This window comes from Lonepinella sp. MS14435 (genome assembly GCF_042485795.1).
Classification (GTDB): domain Bacteria; phylum Pseudomonadota; class Gammaproteobacteria; order Enterobacterales; family Pasteurellaceae; genus Lonepinella.
The window spans coordinates 583,172-606,434 of record NZ_CP169368.1; the positions used below are offsets into that span (position 1 = coordinate 583,172).

The following is a 23,263-nucleotide window of genomic DNA, read 5'->3' on the forward strand; positions in this document are numbered from 1 at the left end:
TTTAGGTAAAAGTGCGGTGCATTTTAGCATAGTTTTCGTTTAATGTTTCATTTACTACTGGCTCACCATCACCCTCAAACTATCCAATCGCCAGTGAGCTTGTTCTAAATGCTGTAATGATTGTTGGAGCATTGCCTCTAAGCTGTTAATTTCATCTTGGCGAATATTCGGGTTGACGGCTTTTAATGCGGTTAGGCGTTCTAGTTCTTCGCTTAATTGTTTATCTGCCAACTGTTTGGCTTGCGTAATAATTTGTTTAGACTCAAGCATCATCAAGTTTTCTCCAGCCTTGAGCATTTGTTCTAAATTGGGGCGAACCATTTTCACCATTTTGTGTGCCATGGTTTTCTCCATCGGTTTAAGCTGTTTTTCAAGATGTTCGAATGCCACATTGGGAGCGAGATTATTGCCTTTGCTATCTAACAATAATCGTACAGGCGTAGGCGGTAAAAAACGGTTTAGCTGCAAGCCTTTTGGAGCTTGGCTTTCCACTACGTAAATACATTCTAATAATAATGTCCCCGTTGGCAATTTTTTATTGCTTAACAAGCAAGTTGCCGTTTTGCCGATGTCGTTAGACAAGACTAAGTCAATGCCGTTGCGTAATATGGGGTGATCCCAACTGAGAAATTCGACATCTTCACGTGCTAAGGCAACATCTCGGCTAAATGTTACCGTGATACCGTCTTCTTTTAAGCCAGGGAAATCAGGCACTAACATTGTGCCAGTGGGCGTAATGACAATGGATTGTTCGCCTAAGTCTTCTTGTTCTACACCAATAATGTCGAATAAATTTAAGGTGAAATTGACTAATTCAGGGTTGTTGTCTTGCTCGGCAATTTGATTTGCTAACTGTTGAGCCTGAATACCACCGTTGGAATTTAATTCCAGTAAGCGATCTCGTCCATTTTCGAGTTCGTCTTTCAGCTTGGCACGTTGTTTAGCTGTTTCTTTGATAAAATCGGCAAAACCATCAAGTGCGGAAGGATGTTGCAAAAAATGTTGTAATTTTTCACCGCACTTTTCAAATAACATTGCCCCCATTGGACAGGTTTGTTCAAAGGCATTTAAGCCTTGATGATACCAATCGGCTAACAAGGTTTGTGGTGTTTGAGCAAAACAAGGGACATGAATTTGAATTGCTTTAGTTTGCCCGATTCGGTCTAAACGCCCGATACATTGCTCTAATAAATCGGGATTATCTGGCAAGTTAAACAGCACTAAATGTTGCGCAAATTGGAAATTTCGCCCTTCTGAACCGATACTTGAACTGAGTAATACTTGAGCACCTTGTTCTTGATCCGCAAAGTAAGCGGCGGCTCGATCTCGTTCAATAATCGACATATTTTGATGAAATACCGCACTACGAATCCCTTCTTTTTCTCGCAGGGCTTGCTCTAACTGAATCGCAGTTTGAGCCAGTTGGCAAATTACTAACACTTTCTCCGTGCGGTGATTTTTTAAGAACGTGACCAACCAATCAAAACGGGGATCAAATTCGCACCATTTGGCATTGTCATTCATTTTCTGAAACAGCTGTTCTGGATAAAATAAACCTTGCTCAACATTTTCACCGAGAGAACGCATCACTTTCATGGTATTTTCATATTGCTTAGGTAATTCAAGGGTGATTTGATGATAAATCCGTTGCGGAAAGCCTTTTACGCCTGATCTGGTATTACGAAATAACAATCGACTGGTACCATGACGGTCAATCAGATGACGAATGAGTTCTTGTCGAACACTGGCTTTTTCTGGTTCGTTATGGCTCTCTAATACCTTAAATTGTGGCTCAATATCTTGTTCGGATAACAGATCAGAAATGGCATTTTTTTGCACCGCACTTAACGATTTTTCTGTCAGTAAAGTTTGTACTGCCTTGGCAACAGGTTGATAATTTTGCTGTTCTTGTAAGAACGCATGGTAATCATAAAAACGGTCATTATCTAATAAGCGTAAGCGGGCGAAATGCCCTTGTTGTCCGAGTTGTTCTGGCGTGGCAGTGAGGAGTAATACAGACGGAATTTGTTGAGCTAAGGTTTCTACTAACTGATATGCTGTACTTGGATTTTCAGGTGACCATTGTAAATGATGTGCTTCATCTACAATCAACATATCAAATTGGCTTGCAATTAACTGTTGCATTCGTTTTGGATTTGCCACCAACCAATCAATGGAACAAATAATGCGGTTTTCCGCATCAAAAGGATTTCGCTCTTGTTCATCTTCGGTTGCGGAAAAATCGCCAGCACGTTCTTCATCAAATAGCGAAAAATGCAAGTTAAAACGGCGTAGCATTTCCACTAGCCATTGATGTTGCAAGGTTTCTGGCAGCAGGATTAATACTCGATCGGCACGTTCCGCAAAAATTTGTTGTTGTAAAATCATGCCAGCTTCAATGGTTTTACCTAACCCAACTTCATCTGCTAACAATACTCGTGGTGCAATACGTTGACCTACTTCTTTGGCAATATGCAGTTGGTGGGGAATTAAGCCTGCTCGAATACCACATAGCCCACGTAAGGGAGATTGAAATTGTGCCTGTTGATGTTGTAAAGCACGATAACGCAAGGCAAAGCGATCCGAGCGATCGATTTGTCCTGCGAATAATTTATCTTGTGGTTGACTAAAACTGATATGACTGGCGAGTTCCATTTCTTTGATCACCATTTCTTCGCCATTATCTAAACGTTGGACTAAATACAGGGCAATGTCATTATTCATCATCGTATCCACGATTTTTGCCTGCCAGCCTTGTTGATGTGTGATGTGATCGTGCTGTTTGAAGATCACACGGGTTAAAGGGGCAGTGGCAATGGCATAAATTCGGGTTTCTTGTGCGGCTGGGAAAGAAATTGTGATACTGCGGTGATTAAGTTCGGTGATGATGCCTAAACCGAGATCGTTCTCACTTTCGCTGATCCAACGTTGACCGATAGCAAATGACATAATAGGGGGACACTCTTGTTATGGTAAATTAAGGGAACGTATTTTATCAAATATTTGCCAAAGGTAACAAGCTATCCTATGTATAAAATATTTTCCTTAAAATGTATTTATATGGTTAATTTTTACTATTTTGTAATTTATCCTTGACTTCATTAAAGTGCGGTGCAAAAATTCATCTGTTTGTTATTAATATTGAGGAGCCTGTTATGAACTATGTTAATGCCATTAAAAAAGAATTCTTTGGTGGTTGGAATACGATTGAAGCTCTATGGATTGTGGTTTTTGTTGGGGCTCAAATTTGGGCGTATGTACAAGCACCAGAGTCACCATTGGGAATGATCTCAGGAATTGCGGGATTGTTATGTGTTATTTTCGTCAGTAAAGGAAAAATCAGTAACTACTTCTTCGGGCTTATTTTTGCTTATACTTATTTTTATGTAGCTTGGGGCAATAATTTTATCGGTGAAATGAATACCACGCTATATGTGTATATTCCAGCCCAATTTATTGGTTATTTTATGTGGAAAGCCAACATGCAAAATGACCAACAGGGGAATGAGGAAGTGATTGCGAAAGCCTTAACCCCAACAGGTTGGCTGATTTTATTAGTGAGTATTGCAGTATGTTCATTCTTCTTTATTCAAGCGGTGAATGCCGCAGGGGGCAGTTCGGCATCGCTTGACGGCACCACCACGATTATTACCTTTGCTGCACAATTATTGATGATTTTGCGTTATCGTGAACAATGGGCGTTGTGGATTGTGTTAAATATTCTCTCAATTGTTTTATGGGCAGAAACCCCAGCGATGTATATTATGTATAGCGGTTATTTGTTGAACTCCATTTATGGTTATTACAACTGGACGAAATTAGTTAAGAAAGAAGCCTAATTTGCTATTCTCGAAAATAATAGAAAAAAGCACCGCACTTTTATGGTTAATAATATCATCAAGTACGGTGCTTTTATTATATGGTTAGGCGAATTCTAATTATGCCCAATATTTTTCAATTTCAGCACGAATCGCTTCGGCAGTTTGTTTGCCTTTTTCACCCACTAATGCTCGACCAGCAATAAAGGCTTTGGCGTTTTTGATTTCTTTGAATAGGTGAATTTCTTCAGGTACGATACCGCCAGTAATAGAAAGTTCAAGACCTAAGGCAGAAAGTTGTTTCATTAATTCGACATCTTCTGGTGTCCAGCCTTTGCCTGCTAATTCTGCATCACGGGAACGGTGGTAAATGGCTTGTTTCACGCCTAATTCAACCCATTCTTTAGCATCTTTTTCTACTGTCCAGTTACCGTAGATTTCAATTTGGATTTCTTTTTTCACTTTTAATTCAGGGTGAGCTGCGTTGAAATCATCAGCGACTTTTTTACAAGCGGCTTTGGTGGCTGGGTGAGCAGCAGCGGATACGGTTAACCAGTCGGCACCAGCTTCAAATGCCATTTTAGCTAAGATCGCACCACCGTCAGTGGTTTTTAAATCACACACGATAATGTGATTTGGGTGTAAAGCACGTAAGGTACTCACTGCTTTCATACCTTCAGCACAAGCAAGGATGGTACCGCATTCGATGATTTCAACCACGCTTTCTGCTTGTTTTGCATCGGCAACGGCTTTTTCTAAGCTCAATGAGTCAAGGGCGATTTGTAATAATGGTTTAGACATAATTTTTTCCTCTGTATGTTTGTCGAGGCGTATCTCATACGCCCAAACAATAATGTTAAATGGTATTAGAATTTGGGTAATATCAGGGCGTATGTAAAACACCCTTACACACTAAGTTACAGCAAAATGTGCTTAATTTAATGCTGCATCAATTACCGCGATCACTTCATCGCTGGTTTTGCAATTTAAGAGTTTTTTCAAATCAACACCAGTTTCACTGTTTGGATCTTCATCTTCTAATACTTGGGTGATTTCCATAATGCCTTGCATATGTTGATCGGAATCACTACCTGCAAGGGTAATCAGAACGCTAACAGGTTCATCTTCACCCTCAAACACTACTGGTTTAGTTAAGGTGACTAAAGCAAATGCAGTTTTAATTACTCCCTCTTCTGGGCGAGCATGTGGCATAGCTAATCCTGGGGAAAGAATGATGTAAGGTCCCATTTCTTTTACTTTAGCGATAATATTATCGTAGTAACGAGGTTCAATCGCACCTGAGGCAACTAATAAATCAGTACCGATTTTAATTGCTTCTTCCCAGTTATTCGCTGTTTGGTTTAATTTAATTGAGTTATTGGCAATGAGAGATTCTTTTAACATTGTAATTTCCTTCCTTTTAGTTGTGTATGAGGAAACCCCAGCCGAAACGGCTGGGGGGATAAGGTTACTTGTTGGTGTGTTTGTTGATTAATTCAACTAATTCATCACCAAAAGTATTCGGATTAAGCATATTTTGTACGCCTAATACAGATACACTGTCGCCACCGTTAATTTCACCAGCAAGGTGTTTAGATGAAACAATGATGTCGATACCTGAAAGTTTTCCTTTGTAATCAGTAACCGCACAAGAGTCCATGACATTTGGAATACCACGTTTGTCTAGGTATTGTTTAATTTTCATTTTCATCATCATTGATGAACCTTGACCAGAACCACATACCGCTAAGATACGGATAGGTTTGGCATCAGTATTGGCTTGTGTGCTAGTGGTTGCTACAGGTTCAGCAACAGTTTCTTCTTCTACACCGTAACCGTCCATTTGTTCAAGGGTTTTACCAGCGGCTGCCGCTGCAGCTTCATCAGCACGTAATTTGCGTGAAGCGAAGAACATATAGACTAAGCAAAGCGCTAAGATAACGAAGAAGAAGAATGGAATGCTGACGATACCTTGTAATACTGGTGGCCAGAATAATGCCCAGTCTGCCATACCCATCCAGCCGTTGAATTCGGTACCTTGTGATTTTAATAATTGAATTACCCAAGCAGAGCCTAGCACTTCAATCATACCCATCACTAAACAGATTTTGATAACTGCTTTCCAACCACCAAATTTGTTAGCAAATACACCGACGGTTGCGTTAGAGAAGAACATTGGGATAAAGCCTGGGATAATTAATACTTCAACCCCGAAGTTATCACCGAAAGCAAGGAGTAAGCCGACCGCAATAAATTGACCGATAGCACCCCACATGAAACCGAATACCATGGCATTTGGTGAGTAAGCATAAATTGCCGCACAGTCAATGGCTAATACAGAATTTGGAATCACACGTTCGGAGATACCTTTAAACGCTTCGGATAATTCCGCTACGAACATACGCACACCAACCACGATAATTTGAATGGCTACCGCAAATTTCATACCTGTTTCGATAATATACATAATCCAGTGGGTTTTACCTGCCATGGTTTGAAGATTATCTAAACCGAAAGAAAGTAAGATAATACCAAAGAACACGGTCATGACTAACGCTGTGGCAGAAATACTATCGTGGAAAATATGTAACCATTTTGGTAATTTCATATTATCTACGGTATCTTTTGGATCACCTAATTTTGGTGCTAATTGAACCGCTACCCAAGAGGCAATTTGTTGTTGGTGACCAATGGAGAAACCCGCACCGCCAGTAACAGCTTGGGTTGGTTTATACATAATGTTAGAGGAAATACCCCAATAGAGAGCCATTAAGACCGCAGTATAAATCACGGTTTCCCACATAGAGGCACCAATAATCATGTAGAACACCGCAACTAAGCCAGCTTGTTGGAACATGATATGACCAGTTAACATAATGGTACGAATACCCGTGACACGTCTTAACACCACTAATAAGATATTCAATGCTAATGCAAGTAACACAGCATAACCGACCCAACCATAGTTTTCACCCATGGTTTGAATGGTAGATTGCATACTGGTGTAAGGGTCAATAACAGCACCCGTTAAGTGGTGGAATTCTGAAAGTTTGTCAATGATAGGTTTGAAACTGGAGGTTAAGAAGCCAGAACCTTGTTGTACCATTAAAAAACCAACAATGGTTTTGATTGTACCTTTAATAACAGTTGTCGTATCTTTCTTCAGTAAGATATAACCTAAACAAGCAACGATCCCGAGGAGGAATGGTGCTTTAGATAATACCTGATTATTAAAGCCTAAAAATAGATTATAGAGAGCGTCCATATATACTTCTCCGAAGTGGAATAAAATTATTTTTACATTTTGCTCGGTTTGTTGAGCTGGTGAGTACCACTATTTTGTACAATAAAGCGTTAAAACAGTGCGAACGGATTAATCATAATCCTAAAATACAAGTTTAAAAAGATTATTTTTGATTATTTGTGAGCGAGATCACAAAATTTTTGAAAAAAGTTATCATTTTGCTGTTTTATTCACCATTTTTACTAAAAATGAGATTCTGAGGGGGTTTTGTTTAAATTTTGTTAAATACTTGGTCATTTTATCTTTAATTTATGCCTTTTTTATAAAAAATTGCATAAAAAAGGTGAGCTAGATCACAAAAAAAAGAAAAAACATTTTACAAAATTTTGTGATTGTTTATGATTGAACATGATTATTTCATTACTCTTATAAGGAGCTTATTGTGAGCAAAATACAAGAAATTAGCCGTGAAAGTTGGATCCTTTCTACCTTCCCTGAATGGGGTACTTGGTTAAACGAAGAAATTGAACAGGAAGTTGTACCAGAAGGCAATTTTGCTATGTGGTGGTTAGGTTGCGTGGGTGTTTGGATTAAAACACCAGCAGGAGCCAATATCTGTATGGACTTATGGTGTAGCCGTGGTAAAAGCACTAAGAAAGTAAAAGATATGGTACGTGGTCACCAAATGGCAAATATGGCAGGTGTGCGTAAATTACAACCTAACTTGCGTGCTCAACCAATGGTGCTTGATCCATTTGCAATTAATGAAGTTGACTTCATTTTAGCTTCTCACTATCACAGTGACCATATTGATGTAAACGTTGCTGCCGCGATCGTCAACAATCCAAAATTAGATCACGTTAAATTCGTTGGTCCTTGGCATTGTACTGAAATTTGGAAAAAATGGGGCGTACCAGAAGATCGTTTAATCACCGTTAAACCAGGCGATGTAGTGAAATTGAAAGACGTTGAAATTCACGCTTTAGATTCATTCGACCGTACTTGTTTAGTTACCTTACCAGTTGAAGGGGCTGAAAATCAAAATGGTGAATTAGCAGGTCTTTGCCCATCTGATGAAGAAATGGGTCGTAAAGCTGTGAACTATGTGTTCAAAACACCAGGTGGTAATATTTACCATGGTGCGGACTCCCACTATTCAATTCAATTTGCTAAACATGGTAAACAATTTGATATTGATGTGGCATTAAATAACTATGGTGAAAACCCAGTAGGTATTGCAGATAAGATGACCTCTATCGACTTACTTCGTATGGCAGAATGTTTACGTACCAACGTCATTATTCCTGTTCACCATGATATTTGGACAAACTTTATGGCAAGTACGCAAGAAATCATTGATTTGTGGCGTATGCGTAAAGACCGCTTACAATACAAATTCCACCCATTCATTTGGGAAGTAGGTGGTAAATATGTTTATCCTCGTGATAAAGATTTAATCGAATATCACCACCCTCGTGGTTTTGATGATTGCTTCGAGCAAGAACCAAATATTCAATTTAAATCTATGCTTTAATATATAAAACACTTTCTGTCCACAGTATTGGTCTATTCTAAAATGTGGGCAGAAAGTGAATTTATTATAGGTTCTGTTTCAGGAAGAACGATGAACGAAAATTATAGACATAAACGATTGTTAGCTTTATTGCATAGACAAAAAATGCTTTCTACGCAAGATATTATAGAACAATTAAAAGTATCTCCTGCGACTGTTCGCCGTGATATTAATAAATTAAATGAATTAGGATTATTGAAAAAAGTACGTAATGGTGCGGAATATGTTAATAATTCAACCATCAATACAGAAATAAGAACGCTTGCTTATAGCGAAGAAAAAGAACGTATAGCTAAAGCGGCAGCGGATATGTGTAAAGATGATCAAAGCGTATTAATTACTTGTGGCTCGACCATGATGTTATTAGGGCAACAATTATGTGGACGTAAGATACAGATTTTGACTAACTATATGTCATTAGCCAATTATTTAATTGAGCAAAAACATAAAGATTTAGGCATTATGGGGGGGCAATATAATGCCGAGAAAGATATTACGATTTCCTTTAGTCCAGATTATAACTATTATTATGCTGCCAACATTATGTTTACCAGTGGTCGAGGGTTTACTGAAGAGGGTTTATTTAAAACGGATATGATTATTGCCAATTCAGAGAAACAGATGGCAGCAAAATCCGATCGCTATGTAGTATTGTTAGATAGTTCTAAATTGGGTAATAAAGTCGGTATGTTATTCACTCGCATTGATGAGATTGATACTCTAATTACAGGTCAAGAGGCTGATCCCCAAATTATTCAAAAGTTAAGAGATAAAGGTTTAAAAATTATTCTGGCTTAATCGCCTTAGGCATGCTTATAGAAGGAAAACGTTATGAGAAAACATAAACTTGGTATTTACGAAAAAGCCTTACCAAAAAACATTAGTTGGCAAGATCGCCTTTCTATTGCCAAAGCCACAGGTTTTGACTTTGTGGAGATTTCCATTGATGAAACAGACGAACGTCTTGCTCGTTTGGATTGGACAAAAAGAGAACGTATTCAGTTGGTAAAATCCATTATTACTACGGGCGTGACCATTCCATCAATGTGTTTATCAGGTCATCGCCGTTTTCCATTCGGTAGCAAAGATCCTGCGACTCGTCAAAAAGCCTTTGAGATTATGGAAAAAGCCATTCAATTAGCGGTGGATATTGGTGTGCGGACGATTCAGTTAGCAGGTTATGACGTATATTATGAAGAGCAAGACGAAGAAACCTTGCGTCTGTTTGAAGAAGGCTTGAAATGGGCAGTAGAATTAGCCGCAAGTAACGAAGTCACCATTGCGGTCGAAATTATGGATACGCAATTTATGAGTTCGATTTCTCGTTGGAAAAAATGGGACGACATCATTAAAAATCCATGGTTTACCGTTTACCCAGATTTAGGCAACTTAACCGCTTGGAATGACAATGTGGAAGAAGAATTACGCTTAGGCATTGATAAGATTTCTAAAATCCATTTAAAAGATACTTACAAAGTGACTGAAACCTGCAAAGGGCAATTCCGTGATGTGCCATTTGGTGACGGCTGTGTAGATTTCGTCAACTGTTTTAGAATTTTAAACGAATTAAATTATCGTGGTGCATTTTTAATTGAAATGTGGACTGAAAAATCAGATGAGCCGATAGCAGAGATTATTAATGCTCGCCGTTGGATCGAACAAAAAATGAAAGAAGGGGGCTTTACACTATGACTAAATTAACATCCTTAACACCTGAATTACAAGCACTCAGAGAGCGTGTCTTGAAAGCAAATTTAGATTTGCCAAAATACGGTTTAGTCACGTTCACTTGGGGCAACGTGAGTGAAATCGATCGTGCGACAGGTTTAGTAGCAATTAAACCATCAGGTGTGGAATATGATACCATGACAGCAGAAGATATTGTGATTGTGGATTTACAAGGTAATCGTGTATATGGCGATAAAAAACCATCTTCCGATACCCCAACGCATTTAGAGCTTTATCGTCAATTCCCTGATATCGGTGGCGTAGTACATACTCACTCTCGTCATGCGGTGGGCTGGGCTCAAGCAGGTGAAGATATTTTAGCCTTAGGCACCACACAAGGTGACTACTTCTATGGTTCTGTACCTTGTACACGCCGTATGACCCCTGAAGAAATCGCAGGTGAATATGAATTAGAAACGGGTAAAGTAATTGTGGAAACTTTCCGTAAACGTGGTATTGAAGCTAAAGCTGTACCAGGTGTGTTAGTACATTCTCATGGACCTTTCACTTGGGGTAAAGACGGACATGATGCGGTACATAATTCCGTGGTATTAGAAGAAGTGGCGTATATGAACTTTGTCAGCCATCAAATCCGCCCACAAATCAATTCAATGCAACAAGAATTGCTTGATAAACACTATTTGCGTAAACACGGGGCGAATGCCTATTACGGTCAATAATAGTTTTAGGGGACGGATAAACGTCCCCTTACATTTTCAAATAAAATTCTTTCGTCAATTCAACAAATTCATGGGTATATTGATTATTTTGATCATAAATCACCAGTTGGCTCACTTTTTTCTCTTTTTCCATGCGTTCAAAAGAAAGTAACATTCTATGCGGAACTTTGCCTTGCTTAGGTATGATTTCACAACGCTGGTTGCAATAAAGTGCGGTGCTTTTTATTAAATTTTCTGCTTGCTCGATAGGTAAAATAAATTGAATTTTACCTTGTTCACTCAAACATTGATTAGCCGCCATTAACCAAGCTAAATGATCATATTGTTGAGTATAACGAGCGATATTGCGTTGTGCATTTCGGCAATCAATGCCTTGTGCAAAATAAGGGGGATTTGCCACAATTAAATCAAAACGTTGCTTTTTTTCACCGCAGTTTTGCGTAAATTCTATAATATCTTGTTGAATAATCTGAATTTTATGTCGCCATTTTGATTGTTTAACATTTTCTTGAGCTTGTTCCGCCGCACAAGGATCGATTTCTATACCAATAATTTGCGTATTATCATCAGTCCGTTGTGCCAGCATTAAAGCAATTAAACCTGTTCCTGTCCCCAGATCGCAAATTCGTTTCGCATGATGAATATCCGCCCAAGCTCCAAGTAAAATACCGTCTGTCCCCACTTTCATGGCACATTTGTCGTGTTGAATACGAAATTGTTTAAAGCTAAAGCCTGACATAAATCCCCCGATTGCTTTAAAGTGCGGTATAATTTAACACAATTTTTAACGAAGATAGAGAATAATGATGTCGCAACCGACTTTTGAAGAATTTGACCTGTCGCCAATGTTGCTCAAAGCCATTGCGAAAAAAGGTTACACTCGCCCCACGACCATTCAACAGGAAACCATACCTGCTGCCATGGAATTGCGTGATATATTAGGTTCTGCCCCGACAGGTACGGGTAAAACCGTGGCATTTTTACTGCCCGCTATTCAGCATTTATTAGACAATCCACGCCGTCAACCTGGTCCACCACGGATTTTGGTTCTCACACCAACCCGAGAATTAGCCATGCAAGTGGCAGAGCAAGCGGAAGAATTAGCTCAATTTACCCATTTGAGTATTGCGACTATTACAGGCGGTGTGGCATATCAAAATCATGGTGAAGTGTTTAATAAAAACCAAGATTTAGTGGTGGCAACCCCTGGGCGGCTATTACAGTATATCAAAGAAGAAAATTTTGATTGTCGTTCAGTAGAAATTTTGATTTTTGATGAAGCGGATCGTATGTTGCAAATGGGCTTTGGGCAAGATGCGGAGAAAATTGCCGCCGAAACCCGTTGGCGTGAACAAACCATGTTATTTTCCGCTACCCTTGAGGGCGAATTGCTGACCGATTTTGCCGAACGCTTATTACAAGACCCACTGCAAATTGATGCCGAACCTAGTCGCCGTGAACGCAAAAAAATTAATCAATGGTACTATCATGCCGATAATGTTGAACATAAAACCAAATTGCTTGCTCGTTTTATTGAAAATGAACAAGTCAGTCGTGGCATTGTGTTTGTGCGTCGTCGTGAAGATGTACGTGAGTTATCAGAAACCTTGCGTAAACGGAATATCCGTAGCACCTATTTAGAGGGTGAAATGGCTCAAACCCAACGTAATAATGCCATTGATAAGCTAAAAAATGGCATCGTTACCGTGTTAGTGGCAACTGACGTAGCCGCACGAGGTATTGATATTGATGATGTCAGCCACATTATGAATTTTGATTTACCTTATAGTGCAGATACTTATTTACATCGTATTGGAAGAACGGCTCGAGCAGGTAAAAAAGGCACCGCTGTATCTTTCGTAGAAGCCCATGACTATAGCCTATTAGGCAAAATCAAACGTTACACCGAAGAATTGCTGAAACCTAGAATTATTGAGGGGTTAGAACCTCGTACCAAAGCCCCAAAAGACGGTGAAGTAAAATCTGTCAGCAAAAAAGCCAAGGCACGGATTAAAGCGAAGAAAGAAGAGAAGAAAAAAGACGAGCAAAAGAAAAAGGTAAAAATTCGTCATAAAGACAGTAAAAATATTGGCAAACGGCGTAAACCGAGCAACCAATCTCAACCTAACTAAGATGCGGAGCATCGTCACTATCTTAGCCCCGTACGCAAGGACGGGGTATCTAAACCACCCTCAACAAAATCGGCTTAAACGCCGATTTTTTTTGTAATTTCTTCGCATAAAAACGTATAACTACCAATGAAAGTGCGGTGCAAAAAAAGATAAAAATGGCATGGATTAGTTCTTGCTGAAATAGTTTTTCACCAATAAAAGTCGTGACCAAAATCGTTAATAATGGGACTAAATACAACAATAATGCAGAAAATAGTAGCGATCTCTCTTCTAACCCAATTTCTACGGTTTGCCCGATTCTTAATGGGGTAATAGTGTCTAGCGTAAAAATATGCTCTCCCACTTTACCGGTTAATTCAGCAAGGGCAGAAGTACCACAAGCGGATTGGGCAGAGCAACTTCCGCACGCAGATTGTGACTGGCATTTCACCGTTGCCACCCCTGCTTGATAATCAATTACGACTGCACTTTCTGTTATCATGACCGAAGACCTTTATTTAAATTGTAAATCTTGTACTATCCGTTTTGCTGTGGCAGATGGAATTTGACCGATAAGGGTGACTTCTTTGTCACCAATATTTTCACTATAAATGGTATTCACCCCTTGTTGCCACAGATGATCTTGATTTTCATTGATAATTTTATCCGCCACATAAATGGTAAAAGAAAATAATCCGTCACTATACAAGCGACTTTCAATAATATTATTCCCGTCAGTATCTTCTGGGTCAGTGTTTTCACTTACTAAAGTAAAACCTTTAGGCAACCACTTTGTCTGCCAACGTGTGATCGACAATTTTTTATTTGAATCATCAGTGAGTAGCGGTGGAAAATGAATCGCATTTAATTGTTCAGCCAACCCATTAATTTCATCACCAATATATAAATTCACCACATGAAAACTTTCTAATAAATTACCAGTGCGATCAAGCAAATCACTGCGTAATAATAAATGGGTTTCTTCATCAATAAATAGTACATATTGATAACGGAAATCGTCTTTGGGCATTATTTTAATAACTTGCACCAAGCGATCCGCTACACGATTGCGTCCCAAAGTCGAAAAATCATAGTTTTCCGCTAATTTATCTATCTTAGCGGATAAGATAGTCGGCAAATAATCTACAATATGATTTGCTTGGATAGTAAAGGGGGTAAAATTAGTTTGAAAATAGCTGACTAAATTATCACGACGAATAATATCTTGTTTACCACTTTCTAATGTGGTTAGTTGGGCGTAACTTTTATTGTCTAACTTAACGTGTTTATAGCGAAAAGCCTGTAAATCTATGGCATTAGTTTGTACAAAAGAAATTTGATAATTCAACTGATCTTGTGCTTGGGTCATTGAATTAACTAATTGTTGTGGAGTAAGGTTTTCTTCAGCAAATACCACGTTAGATAGTGAGAATAGCAGAGAAAGTGCGGTTATATTTTTGAATATTTTTAGCATAGATCAGCACCACTGTTTATTTTTCATATTACCATTCATTTAAAACAAAATCACCACCGCAACTGGTGGTGATCATAGAATAATACATAAACTATTTTTGATGTTGACCTAAGTTCACACCGTCAGCATGTAAACGGCGTTGCAATTCGTAATTCTGCAACATTGCTCCCATCCGTTTATTTTTCTGTTCGATTTGTTCATTAGTAATGACATCTTTACTTGGTGCATTATAGCTAACTTGTTGTACACCGTTATTGAATGGTAAAGTTTGCAATACTGGTGTATCAGCAGATTTTTCCGCTTGGTTAGCATTAAAGGTTTGTACACCTAACACCGCCACTAAACACACTGCTGCAGCCACGGCAACTTGCGTTAATGGAGCAAACATAGCCTTTAATTTTTGCATAAATGGCGAATTTTGCACCTCATCTGGTATTGGTTGTGACATTTGTAACGGTGTTTCTGCTGCAATTAAGGCATCCATTTTTGCCGTGAAATCTGCCCCCAAAAAGACCGCACTTTCTTTACGAATTACACTACGAATGGTATGAAAATTCGCCCAACTTTGTTGTAATTCGCCATCACGACATAATGTAGCAGTGAATTCGTTACTTACTTGTTCACCGTCCATATAGGCGGAAAGTAACTCTTTTTGCATAATAATACCCCAATTAAGTGTTTATTTTATCGTTGTTACGGTTCTTATCGTTGTAACAGCGGATTGATTTTATTTTCAATAATTTCTCTTGCTCGGAAGATGCGAGAACGTACTGTACCTACTGGACAGTCCATAATCTCAGCGATTTCTTCGTAGCTCAAACCTTCTAGCTCACGCAATGTAATGGCTGTTTTCAATTCCTCTTGCATATTTTCAATAGTATCAAAAACAATCTTCTTTAATTCTGCCGAAAGCAATTCATTCTCGGGCGAATCCACATCACGCAAATTTGTACCAGAATCATAACTTTCAGCATCTTCTGCCAAAATATCTTCATTTGGTGGACGGCGACCTTGTGCCGTTAAATAATTCTTTGCAGTATTTACTGCTATTCGGTAAAGCCAAGTATAAAAAGCACTTTCACCACGAAAAGAATCCATTGAGCGATATGCCTTGATAAAGGATTCTTGCACCACATCGGGAATATCATTGCGTGGTACATAACGTGTTAATAAGCCTGCTACCTTGTTTTGATAACGAGAAACCAACAAATTAAAGGCTTTCTTATCCCCTTGCTGTACTCTTTCTACTAAAGCCTGATCGGTAATCTGTTCAGTCATATTATCTCTTGTTGCTTGCGATAAAACAGCAAGCGGTTGTATTCAGTTAGAGTAACCGTTTTTTAAAAAGTTCAAAAATCTTATAAAACGTCCCAAAAAAGTTTAATTGGATAATTGCAACGCCTGATGAATATAGTCCACCATGGCTTGTAATTCTGCATCAGTTGCCGCTGTACGATTAAAAAACCAAGAAAATAATTGTAAGTCCGTACAAGCCAACAATCGGATAAACACTCGTTTTTGTTGTTCTGATAACTGCTCAAAATGTTGTTGGTAGAACGGCATAATCACCTTATCTAATTCCAACATTCCACGGCGACAATCCCATTCTATACGTAATTTATTGTATTCGGTCATAATTTTTCCCTGTTAATTGTCGGGGGTATTATAGCTAAAAATAAAAAATAAAGAAAATAAACCGCACTTTGACGATAAATAAAGGTGTTAGATCAGTAATCCTCTTGATTTTCCCTAAGCTAACCCTTATCTTTACGGATAATTCAATTATATTTCGGGGTTAGTCCATGAATTCAATTCAATATTTAGTAAACAGTATTTTAGGTGTGTATCTGTTGGTGGTGATGTTGCGTATGTGGTTGCAATATTGTCAGGCAGATTTTTATAATCCGATTTCGCAAGCGGTAGTGAAATTAACTGATCCTGTGTTAAATCCGATCCGTAAAACATTCAAAGCGAGTAAAAATATTGATATTGCTGCATTGATTTTTGTTTTCGTGTTAGGTTTGGTTAAATATCCTTTATTAGCCATTTTAGGTGGCATTTGGTCATTTGATGGAGTGGTGGAAAATTTCGGTTTATTTATCGTGGTTGGCGTATTAACGGTGGTAAAGATCTTTGGTGAAATGATTTTATATGTGATTTTTATCGGGGCAATTTTAAGTTGGTTTAGACGGGGCAATGATCATTTATCTTATTTGCTGTATCAATTAGGTGAACCTGTTTTGCGTCCGATTCGTCGTCTATTACCGAAAACTGGTATGATTGATTTTTCCCCAATGGTATTAGCGTTTGTGCTGTTTTGGTTAGATAAAGTGATGTATGACATTATTCCTTATGGCATTTGGAAAATTGTGTAAAGTGCGGTGTGATTTAACGAAATTTTTATGTCAGCAATAGAGAAAGTAGAAAACGGCTTGCGGTTGCGGATTTTGTTACAACCCAAGGCAAGTCGTGATGCCGTTGTAGGTTTACATGATGATGAATTAAAAATTAGCATTACTGCACCTCCGATTGACGGGGCTGCGAATGCTCATTTATTAAAATATTTGAGCAAACTGTTTAAAGTACCGAAAAGTGTTATTCAGTTAGAAAAAGGCGAATTGAATCGGCATAAACAAGTTTTTATTTTAGCTCCGAAAGTGATACCGCCAGAGATAATGAAGCTATTGGTTTAGATTCAATTCAAATACCGCCTTTTTCGGATTGAGCCGAAAGCCTTCCATTTCTAAGATATTCTGCTGTTGCTGATCCTGTTCTGTAGTGAGTAATTTGGCTTGTGTAAAACAAACAAATTCTTTCGCTTTTTCAATAAGTGCGGTGTAAATTTCGGTTTTTTGTGGATTATTTTGTACAAAAATATCGGTCAGTTGCCAATAGCGTTGTAGTTGTAACGAGGACAAACGAGGGTAAAGTTGAATAAAGCCGACAGCTTTTTGTTGATCATCAAAGGCTAAGAAAAAAATACTTTCGCTAAAACGAATACGGTTATTTAAAAAAGTGTGGGTTCTTTCTGGGTTTTCTGCCATGCCGTGTGATAAACGGTATTCTTCAAAAAGTGGCAGTAACACAGTTAAGTTCCATTGTTCAGCTTTGAAAATACGCATAATATTAAGTTCTTATTGATTAAAAAGTAACAGATTTATACAGTAGATTGTACTCTGTAAAGAAAGAATAATCACCTGTTAGATCAAAAAAACGTGAAAAAAAACGAAAATTCAGCTAAAAATTTGTTATATTAAATATAATCATTTTTATTAAATCAACTAAGGTATTAAGGAGAATTTAAATGGCAGTTCGTAAACCACTTGTTATGGGTAACTGGAAATTAAACGGCAGTAAAGCATTTACTAAAGAATTAATTGAGGGCTTAAAAAAAGAACTTCAAGGTGTAACAGGTTGTGGCGTAGCAATCGCTCCCCCAGTGATGTATTTAGCAGAAGCAGAAGCGGCGATTGCGGGTAGTGCGATTGCGTTAGGTGCTCAAAACGTAGATGTCAACGTGCAAGGTGCTTTCACGGGTGATATTTCCACCGCAATGTTAAAAGATTTTGGGGCAAAATATATTATTATTGGTCACTCAGAACGCCGTACTTATCATAAAGAAAGTGATGAATTTGTGGCGAAAAAATTCGGTGTATTAAAAGAAGCAGGTTTAGTACCAGTATTATGTATTGGTGAATCTGAAGCAGAAAACGAAGCGGGTAAAACCCAAGAAGTCTGTGCAAGACAAATTGATGCAGTAATTAATGCGTTAGGAGTGGAAGCCTTTAATGGTGCAGTTATTGCTTATGAACCTATTTGGGCAATCGGTACAGGTAAATCAGCCACTCCAGCTCAGGCTCAAGCGGTACATAAATTTATCCGTGATCATATTGCAGCTAAATCACAAGCTGTGGCAGATCAAGTAATTATTCAATACGGTGGTTCAGTAAATGATGCGAATGCCGCAGAATTATTTACCCAACCTGATATTGATGGTGCATTAGTAGGTGGAGCCTCATTAAAAGCCCCAGCATTTGCGGTGATTGTGAAAGCAGCTGCTGTAGCGAAAGCTTAATTAATCTGTGGGGGTGTATATTTTATATACCCCCTACGATAAAAATAATACCATTAATTTCAGGCATTTATTTATGCTAGGTTGGCTTTATACGTGTGCAATATATTTATTGCAACCGCTTCTTTTACTTTTTATGTTGGGGCGTAGTATTAAATCTCCCAATTACCGTAAGCGTATAAATGAACGTTACGGTTTGTTTTATGCAACTTCAGAAAGACCACAAGCTAATGGCATTATTATTCATGCCGCATCTGTTGGCGAGGTTATCGCAGCAACGCCCTTGGTTCGTCAAATTCAAGAGAAGTATCCTGATTTACCCATTACCATGACCACGGTAACACCAACAGGTTCAGCTCGTGTGAAAGCGGCTTTTGGTAATTCAGTACATCACTTTTATTTGCCCTATGATTTGCCTGATGCAGTAACAAGATTCATCAATTTTATTCAGCCGAAAGCCTGTATTGTGATTGAAACGGAAATTTGGCCTAATCTTATTCATCAACTAAAGCTGCGTAATATCCCGTTTATTGTGGCGAATGCACGTTTATCCGCACGTTCAGCCAAACGATATGCTTGTGTGGAAAATCATATTCAGAATGTTTTGAACGAGATCTGTTTAATTGCCCCCCAAGATAGTATTAGTGGACAGCGTTATACGGATTTGGGTTATCATGGCAGATTAGCACTAACTGGTAATATTAAATATGATTTAGTGATTTCAGATGAATTATTAAATAATATTAAAATGTTAGATCAGGAATGGATTGGTAATAGACCCGTTTGGATTGCAGCCAGTACCCACGAAGGGGAAGAAGAAATTGTGTTACAAGCACATCGTGCTTTATTACAACAATTTCCTGATTTATTATTAATATTAGCTCCACGCCATCCTGAACGATTTAATTCAGTGGCAAATTTGATTGAAAAAGAGAAATTTAGTTATTGTCGCCGTAGTGAAAAGATTGCCCCGAATTCACAAATTCAAATTTTATTAGGTGATACGATGGGTGAACTTATGTTAATGTATGGCGTATCTGATGTCGCCTTTGTCGGTGGAAGTTTGGTTAAACATGGTGGACATAATCCGCTAGAGCCATTGGCATTCAAAGTTCCCGTGATTAGTGGCAAATATACGTTTAATTTTCCTGAAGTATTTTGTAATTTACGTGAAGTGCAAGGTGTGTTAGAAATTAATTCAAATTACACCGCACTTTCTCATGCAGTTGAACAATTTCTATCTTCAATTTCTCTGCGGGAACGATTTGGTCATGCAGGATATGAAGTATTAATTGAAAATCGTGGGGCGTTACAACGATTGTTAGATTTATTACGTCCCTATTTAGAGAAATAATTTATGGCAAGTGTGATTTACCCTGGCACGTTCGATCCGATGACGAATGGACATTTAGATATTATTAGCCGAAGTGCGGTGCTTTTTTCTGAGGTTATTGTGGCGGTGGCTGAAAATCCAAGGAAGCAACCATTATTTGAATTAGAACAACGGGTTCAGTTAATTAAGCAATCGATTGCTCATTTGCCAAATGTGCAGGTTATAGGGTTTTCTGATTTATTGGCAAATGTAATACAGCAGCTTGAGATAACAGCCATTATTCGAGGTGTGCGGACAACCGCAGATTTTGAGTATGAATTGCAGTTGGCATATTTAAATCGTGCTTTGACCAATGGGGTAGAAAGTTTATTTTTACCACCGAGTGAATGCTGGTCTTATGTGTCTTCTACTATGGTAAGAGAGGTTTATTTACACCATGGTGATGTGGCACAATTTGTGCCACCACCAGTACAAGATGCTTTGTTAGCAAGAGCAAAAAAATAAGCAAGAAAGCCATTCTATAAAGACAAAAAATGTGTAACAATAGCAGTAATTTATTTACATTAAACAACAATTATTATTTATGAAAACAACAGCAGAAATTAGACAATCCTTTTTAGATTTTTTTCACAGTAAAGGTCATCAGGTAGTAGAAAGTAGTTCTCTTGTGCCTGAAAACGATCCCACTTTACTTTTTACTAACGCTGGAATGAACCAATTTAAAGATGTTTTTCTTGGTTTAGAAAAACGTGCTTATACTCGTGCCACTACTGCACAACGTTGTGTGCGAGCAGGGGGAAAGCATAATGATTTAGAAAATGTGGGCTATACTGCTCGTCATCATACATTCTTTGAAATGATGGGGAATTTCAGTTTCGGTGATTATTTTAAACAAGATGCCATTGCTTTTGGTTGGGAATATTTAACTTCTCCACAGTGGTTAGGTTTACCAAAAGAAAAACTGTATGTTACCGTGTATGAAACCGATGACGAAGCCTATAATATTTGGCATCAACAAATGGGAGTGCCAGCAGAACATATTATTCGCATTGGCGATAACAAAGGTGGTGCGTACAATTCTGATAACTTCTGGGCAATGGGCGATACTGGACCATGCGGACCTTGTACTGAGATTTTCTACGATCATGGTGAGCAACATTGGGGTGGTTTACCAGGTTCGCCTGAAGAAGACGGCGACCGTTATATTGAAGTGTGGAATATTGTATTTATGCAATTTAACCGTTTGGCTGATGGGACATTAGAAAAATTGCCAAGACCGTCTGTCGATACAGGTATGGGCTTAGAGCGTATGACTGCCGTTATGCAGCATGTTAATTCCAACTATGAAATTGATATTTTCCAAACCTTAATTGCCAAAGTAGCAGAAATTGTCGGTACTAAAGATTTAACCAATAAATCTTTACGTGTGATTGCCGATCATATTCGTTCTTGTGCTTATTTAATTGCTGACGGCGTGATTCCATCTAACGAAGGGCGTGGGTATGTATTACGCCGTATTATTCGCCGTGCAGTTCGTCATGGACATTTGTTAGGTGCTAAAGAAACGTTCTTTTATAAATTGGTGCCTACTTTAATTGAGGTCATGGCTGATGCAGCGAAAATTGTCAAAGAAAAACAAGCCAACGTAGAAAAACTGTTACGTTTGGAGGAAGAACAATTTGCTCGTACTTTAGAACGTGGTTTGACTTTATTAGATGATGCCTTGGTAAATGTTAAAGACGGCGTATTGTCTGGTGAAGTGGCATTTAAATTATATGATACTTACGGCTTCCCATTGGATTTAACTGCTGATGTGTGTCGTGAACGTGATATTCAAATTGATGAAGCAGGCTTTGATAAAGAAATGGAAGCTCAACGTTTGAGAGCGCAGTCTGCCAGCCAATTCGGTATGGATTATAACAATGTTATTCGTGTCGATGGTACAACCCAATTTGAAGGTTATAACAAAGCAGAAAGTCAGGCAAAAGTCACCGCACTTTTCCATGACGGCAAATCAGTGGATAGTATTACCGCAGGACAAAGTGCTGTGGTTATTTTAGAAAATACGCCATTCTATGCGGAAATGGGTGGTCAGATTGGTGATAGCGGAGAGTTGGTCAATAATAATTGTCAATTTGATGTGAAAGATACTCAAAAATATGGTCAAGTGTTTGGACATATTGGTGAATTGACGGTAGGTTCATTGTCGGTAGGCGATAGTGTTGATGCGATTGTGAATAATGAACGTCGTCAGCATACTAGATTAAACCATAGTGCAACTCACTTACTACATTCTGCATTGCGTCAAGTATTAGGCGAGCATGTGGCACAGAAAGGATCGTTAGTGTCTGATGTGGGTTTACGTTTTGACTTTGTGCAACCTGAAGCAATCAGTAAACAACAGCTTGCGGAAGTGGAACGTATCGTCAATTTCCATATTCGAGCAAATCACCCTGTGTTAACCGAAGAAATGGGGATTGAACAAGCCAAAGCAAAAGGTGCTATGGCGTTGTTCGGAGAGAAATATGGCGACGTGGTTCGTGTTGTTACCATGAGTCCATTCTCGATTGAACTTTGTGGTGGATTACACGTACAACGCACGGGGGATATTGGGTTATTTAAATTGGTGTCAGAAAGTGCAGTCGCTGCGGGCATTCGTCGGGTGGAAGCCGTTACAGGTGAGGGTGCGATGGCTTGGTTACATAATCAACAAGCTATTTTAGGACAAGTAGCGGACGCATTAAAATCTGATGTCACATCATTAGCAGAGAAAATTTATCAGTTGCAAGAAAAAGCTAAGAAAACAGAAAAAGAATTGCAACAATTAAAACAAAAAGCTGCCGTACAAGCAGGAGCGAATTTAGCTCAAAGTGCGGTGAAAATTAATGGAATTTCGGTAATCGTACAACGATTGGATGGTATCGATACCAAAGCATTGCGTGTGATGGTAGATGATTTGAAAAATCAACTCGGATCTGCTGTGATTGCTTTTGCTTCTGTTGTAGAAGAAAAGGTTAATCTAATTGTGGGTGTTACAGCAGATATTACAAGCAAAGTAAAAGCAGGTGAATTAGTCAATCTAATGGCTCAACAAGTAGGGGGCAAAGGTGGCGGTCGTCCAGATATGGCGATGGCTGGTGGCGTACAACCTGAAAATGTAGCCAACGCATTAAATGTTGCATTAGATTGGTTAAAAGTAAATTTGTAAGTGTCGCATTATGCATGTCTTG

23 protein-coding genes are annotated in these 23,263 nt (G+C 38.6%); 12 read left to right on the forward strand and 11 right to left on the reverse strand.

All coding sequences use genetic code 11. The features are described from left to right. Nucleotides 1-54: 54 nt before the first annotated feature. Complete coding sequence (gene rapA, locus O1Q80_RS02805; RefSeq protein ID WP_386695564.1) at nt 55-2,949, reverse strand: RNA polymerase-associated protein RapA; 2,895 nt, start codon at nt 2,947-2,949, stop codon at nt 55-57. A 206-nt stretch (nt 2,950-3,155) separates the two neighbouring features. On the opposite strand from rapA, the gene pnuC reads away from it, so the two are divergent. Then, nucleotides 3,156-3,839 carry a nicotinamide riboside transporter PnuC gene (pnuC, locus tag O1Q80_RS02810; RefSeq protein WP_386695565.1) on the forward strand — a complete coding sequence of 228 codons (684 nt, stop codon included), beginning with the start codon at nt 3,156-3,158 and terminating at the stop codon, nt 3,837-3,839. A 99-nt stretch (nt 3,840-3,938) separates the two neighbouring features. On the opposite strand, the gene O1Q80_RS02815 is transcribed toward pnuC, so the two are convergent. The 3 genes from O1Q80_RS02815 to O1Q80_RS02825 form a co-directional block, all read right to left on the reverse strand. Beyond that, entirely contained in the window at nt 3,939-4,619 is a 681-nt protein-coding gene (locus O1Q80_RS02815; protein ID WP_386689099.1) for a 3-keto-L-gulonate-6-phosphate decarboxylase UlaD, read from the reverse strand. Nucleotides 4,620-4,751: 132 nt separating this feature from the next. Next, the gene (locus O1Q80_RS02820; RefSeq protein ID WP_386695567.1) at nt 4,752-5,222 is read right to left on the reverse strand and encodes a PTS sugar transporter subunit IIA; all 471 of its coding nucleotides are present in this window, start codon (nt 5,220-5,222) and stop codon (nt 4,752-4,754) included. Nucleotides 5,223-5,286: 64 nt separating this feature from the next. Beyond that, on the reverse strand, nt 5,287-7,083 hold the full coding sequence (locus O1Q80_RS02825; RefSeq protein WP_386695569.1) for a PTS ascorbate-specific subunit IIBC: 1,797 nt from the start codon (nt 7,081-7,083) through the stop codon (nt 5,287-5,289). Between the two features lie 421 nt (nt 7,084-7,504). Between O1Q80_RS02825 and ulaG the strand changes: the two genes are divergently transcribed. The 4 genes from ulaG (at nt 7,505) to araD (ending at nt 11,043) form a co-directional block, all read left to right on the forward strand. Next, complete coding sequence (gene ulaG, locus O1Q80_RS02830) at nt 7,505-8,596, forward strand: L-ascorbate 6-phosphate lactonase (protein WP_386689105.1); 1,092 nt, start codon at nt 7,505-7,507, stop codon at nt 8,594-8,596. A 90-nt stretch (nt 8,597-8,686) separates the two neighbouring features. Next, nucleotides 8,687-9,433: an HTH-type transcriptional regulator UlaR gene (ulaR, locus tag O1Q80_RS02835; RefSeq protein ID WP_386689107.1), complete on the forward strand. Its 747-nt coding sequence runs from the start codon at nt 8,687-8,689 to the stop codon at nt 9,431-9,433. A 33-nt stretch (nt 9,434-9,466) separates the two neighbouring features. Continuing rightward, nucleotides 9,467-10,327 carry an L-ribulose-5-phosphate 3-epimerase gene (locus O1Q80_RS02840; RefSeq protein WP_386689109.1) on the forward strand — a complete coding sequence of 287 codons (861 nt, stop codon included), beginning with the start codon at nt 9,467-9,469 and terminating at the stop codon, nt 10,325-10,327. After that, nucleotides 10,324-11,043, forward strand: coding sequence for an L-ribulose-5-phosphate 4-epimerase (araD, locus tag O1Q80_RS02845; protein ID WP_386689111.1), 720 nt, complete (start codon nt 10,324-10,326; stop codon nt 11,041-11,043). Before O1Q80_RS02840 ends, araD begins: the two co-directional genes overlap by 4 nt. 28 nt (nt 11,044-11,071) lie before the next feature. Here araD and O1Q80_RS02850 read toward each other — a convergent pair whose 3' ends face one another. Then, the gene (locus tag O1Q80_RS02850; protein ID WP_386695570.1) at nt 11,072-11,782 is read right to left on the reverse strand and encodes a tRNA1(Val) (adenine(37)-N6)-methyltransferase; all 711 of its coding nucleotides are present in this window, start codon (nt 11,780-11,782) and stop codon (nt 11,072-11,074) included. 67 nt (nt 11,783-11,849) lie between these two features. On the opposite strand from O1Q80_RS02850, the gene srmB reads away from it, so the two are divergent. Then, the gene (srmB, locus tag O1Q80_RS02855; protein ID WP_386696125.1) at nt 11,850-13,175 is read left to right on the forward strand and encodes an ATP-dependent RNA helicase SrmB; all 1,326 of its coding nucleotides are present in this window, start codon (nt 11,850-11,852) and stop codon (nt 13,173-13,175) included. Nucleotides 13,176-13,224: 49 nt separating this feature from the next. Here the strand turns inward: srmB and O1Q80_RS02860 are convergent, their stop codons facing one another. From O1Q80_RS02860 to O1Q80_RS02880, 5 genes are all read right to left on the reverse strand, one after another. Next, nucleotides 13,225-13,656 (reverse strand): SoxR reducing system RseC family protein, encoded by a 432-nt coding sequence (locus O1Q80_RS02860; protein WP_386695572.1) that lies wholly within the window; start codon nt 13,654-13,656, stop codon nt 13,225-13,227. Between the two features lie 12 nt (nt 13,657-13,668). After that, nucleotides 13,669-14,628, reverse strand: a complete 960-nt coding sequence (gene rseB, locus O1Q80_RS02865; protein ID WP_386695574.1) for a sigma-E factor regulatory protein RseB — start codon at nt 14,626-14,628, stop codon at nt 13,669-13,671. Nucleotides 14,629-14,719: 91 nt separating this feature from the next. After that, entirely contained in the window at nt 14,720-15,286 is a 567-nt protein-coding gene (locus O1Q80_RS02870) for an RseA family anti-sigma factor (RefSeq protein ID WP_386695576.1), read from the reverse strand. Nucleotides 15,287-15,330: 44 nt separating this feature from the next. Further along, complete coding sequence (rpoE, locus tag O1Q80_RS02875; RefSeq protein ID WP_386689123.1) at nt 15,331-15,906, reverse strand: RNA polymerase sigma factor RpoE; 576 nt, start codon at nt 15,904-15,906, stop codon at nt 15,331-15,333. Between the two features lie 102 nt (nt 15,907-16,008). Beyond that, nucleotides 16,009-16,263, reverse strand: a complete 255-nt coding sequence (locus tag O1Q80_RS02880; protein WP_386689125.1) for a succinate dehydrogenase assembly factor 2 — start codon at nt 16,261-16,263, stop codon at nt 16,009-16,011. A gap of 167 nt (nt 16,264-16,430) precedes the next feature. On the opposite strand from O1Q80_RS02880, the gene O1Q80_RS02885 reads away from it, so the two are divergent. Then, nucleotides 16,431-17,003, forward strand: coding sequence for a YggT family protein (locus O1Q80_RS02885; RefSeq protein ID WP_386695578.1), 573 nt, complete (start codon nt 16,431-16,433; stop codon nt 17,001-17,003). A 27-nt stretch (nt 17,004-17,030) separates the two neighbouring features. Beyond that, a complete protein-coding gene (gene yggU, locus O1Q80_RS02890) occupies nt 17,031-17,321 on the forward strand; it encodes a DUF167 family protein YggU (RefSeq protein WP_386689129.1) in 291 nt (96 codons plus the stop codon). On the opposite strand, the gene O1Q80_RS02895 is transcribed toward yggU, so the two are convergent. Further along, a complete protein-coding gene (locus O1Q80_RS02895; protein ID WP_386695580.1) occupies nt 17,310-17,750 on the reverse strand; it encodes a GNAT family N-acetyltransferase in 441 nt (146 codons plus the stop codon). The two genes, yggU and O1Q80_RS02895, sit on opposite strands and share 12 nt — an antisense overlap. 182 nt (nt 17,751-17,932) lie before the next feature. On the opposite strand from O1Q80_RS02895, the gene tpiA reads away from it, so the two are divergent. The 4 genes from tpiA (at nt 17,933) to alaS (ending at nt 23,241) form a co-directional block, all read left to right on the forward strand. Next, nucleotides 17,933-18,703 (forward strand): triose-phosphate isomerase, encoded by a 771-nt coding sequence (tpiA, locus tag O1Q80_RS02900; RefSeq protein WP_386689131.1) that lies wholly within the window; start codon nt 17,933-17,935, stop codon nt 18,701-18,703. Between the two features lie 73 nt (nt 18,704-18,776). Then, complete coding sequence (gene waaA / locus O1Q80_RS02905; protein WP_386695582.1) at nt 18,777-20,054, forward strand: lipid IV(A) 3-deoxy-D-manno-octulosonic acid transferase; 1,278 nt, start codon at nt 18,777-18,779, stop codon at nt 20,052-20,054. A 3-nt stretch (nt 20,055-20,057) separates the two neighbouring features. Next, nucleotides 20,058-20,537, forward strand: coding sequence for a pantetheine-phosphate adenylyltransferase (gene coaD / locus O1Q80_RS02910; protein WP_386689135.1), 480 nt, complete (start codon nt 20,058-20,060; stop codon nt 20,535-20,537). A 79-nt stretch (nt 20,538-20,616) separates the two neighbouring features. Continuing rightward, nucleotides 20,617-23,241: an alanine--tRNA ligase gene (gene alaS / locus O1Q80_RS02915; RefSeq protein ID WP_386695584.1), complete on the forward strand. Its 2,625-nt coding sequence runs from the start codon at nt 20,617-20,619 to the stop codon at nt 23,239-23,241. The last annotated feature ends 22 nt before the right edge of the window (nt 23,242-23,263 follow it).

Coding starts and splice junctions, on each gene's coding strand:
- ulaR (WP_386689107.1), top strand. CDS start 8,687: ATGAACGAAAATTATAGACATAAACGATTGTTAGCTTTATTGCATAGA.
- O1Q80_RS02880 (WP_386689125.1), bottom strand. CDS start 16,263: ATGACCGAATACAATAAATTACGTATAGAATGGGATTGTCGCCGTGGA.
- O1Q80_RS02885 (WP_386695578.1), top strand. CDS start 16,431: ATGAATTCAATTCAATATTTAGTAAACAGTATTTTAGGTGTGTATCTG.
- rpoE (WP_386689123.1), bottom strand. CDS start 15,906: ATGACTGAACAGATTACCGATCAGGCTTTAGTAGAAAGAGTACAGCAA.
- alaS (WP_386695584.1), top strand. CDS start 20,617: ATGAAAACAACAGCAGAAATTAGACAATCCTTTTTAGATTTTTTTCAC.
- coaD (WP_386689135.1), top strand. CDS start 20,058: ATGGCAAGTGTGATTTACCCTGGCACGTTCGATCCGATGACGAATGGA.
- O1Q80_RS02825 (WP_386695569.1), bottom strand. CDS start 7,083: ATGGACGCTCTCTATAATCTATTTTTAGGCTTTAATAATCAGGTATTA.
- rapA (WP_386695564.1), bottom strand. CDS start 2,949: ATGTCATTTGCTATCGGTCAACGTTGGATCAGCGAAAGTGAGAACGAT.
- araD (WP_386689111.1), top strand. CDS start 10,324: ATGACTAAATTAACATCCTTAACACCTGAATTACAAGCACTCAGAGAG.
- yggU (WP_386689129.1), top strand. CDS start 17,031: ATGTCAGCAATAGAGAAAGTAGAAAACGGCTTGCGGTTGCGGATTTTG.
- waaA (WP_386695582.1), top strand. CDS start 18,777: ATGCTAGGTTGGCTTTATACGTGTGCAATATATTTATTGCAACCGCTT.
- O1Q80_RS02870 (WP_386695576.1), bottom strand. CDS start 15,286: ATGCAAAAAGAGTTACTTTCCGCCTATATGGACGGTGAACAAGTAAGT.
- O1Q80_RS02860 (WP_386695572.1), bottom strand. CDS start 13,656: ATGATAACAGAAAGTGCAGTCGTAATTGATTATCAAGCAGGGGTGGCA.
- tpiA (WP_386689131.1), top strand. CDS start 17,933: ATGGCAGTTCGTAAACCACTTGTTATGGGTAACTGGAAATTAAACGGC.
- O1Q80_RS02895 (WP_386695580.1), bottom strand. CDS start 17,750: ATGCGTATTTTCAAAGCTGAACAATGGAACTTAACTGTGTTACTGCCA.
- O1Q80_RS02850 (WP_386695570.1), bottom strand. CDS start 11,782: ATGTCAGGCTTTAGCTTTAAACAATTTCGTATTCAACACGACAAATGT.
- srmB (WP_386696125.1), top strand. CDS start 11,850: ATGTCGCAACCGACTTTTGAAGAATTTGACCTGTCGCCAATGTTGCTC.
- rseB (WP_386695574.1), bottom strand. CDS start 14,628: ATGCTAAAAATATTCAAAAATATAACCGCACTTTCTCTGCTATTCTCA.
- O1Q80_RS02820 (WP_386695567.1), bottom strand. CDS start 5,222: ATGTTAAAAGAATCTCTCATTGCCAATAACTCAATTAAATTAAACCAA.
- pnuC (WP_386695565.1), top strand. CDS start 3,156: ATGAACTATGTTAATGCCATTAAAAAAGAATTCTTTGGTGGTTGGAAT.
- O1Q80_RS02815 (WP_386689099.1), bottom strand. CDS start 4,619: ATGTCTAAACCATTATTACAAATCGCCCTTGACTCATTGAGCTTAGAA.
- O1Q80_RS02840 (WP_386689109.1), top strand. CDS start 9,467: ATGAGAAAACATAAACTTGGTATTTACGAAAAAGCCTTACCAAAAAAC.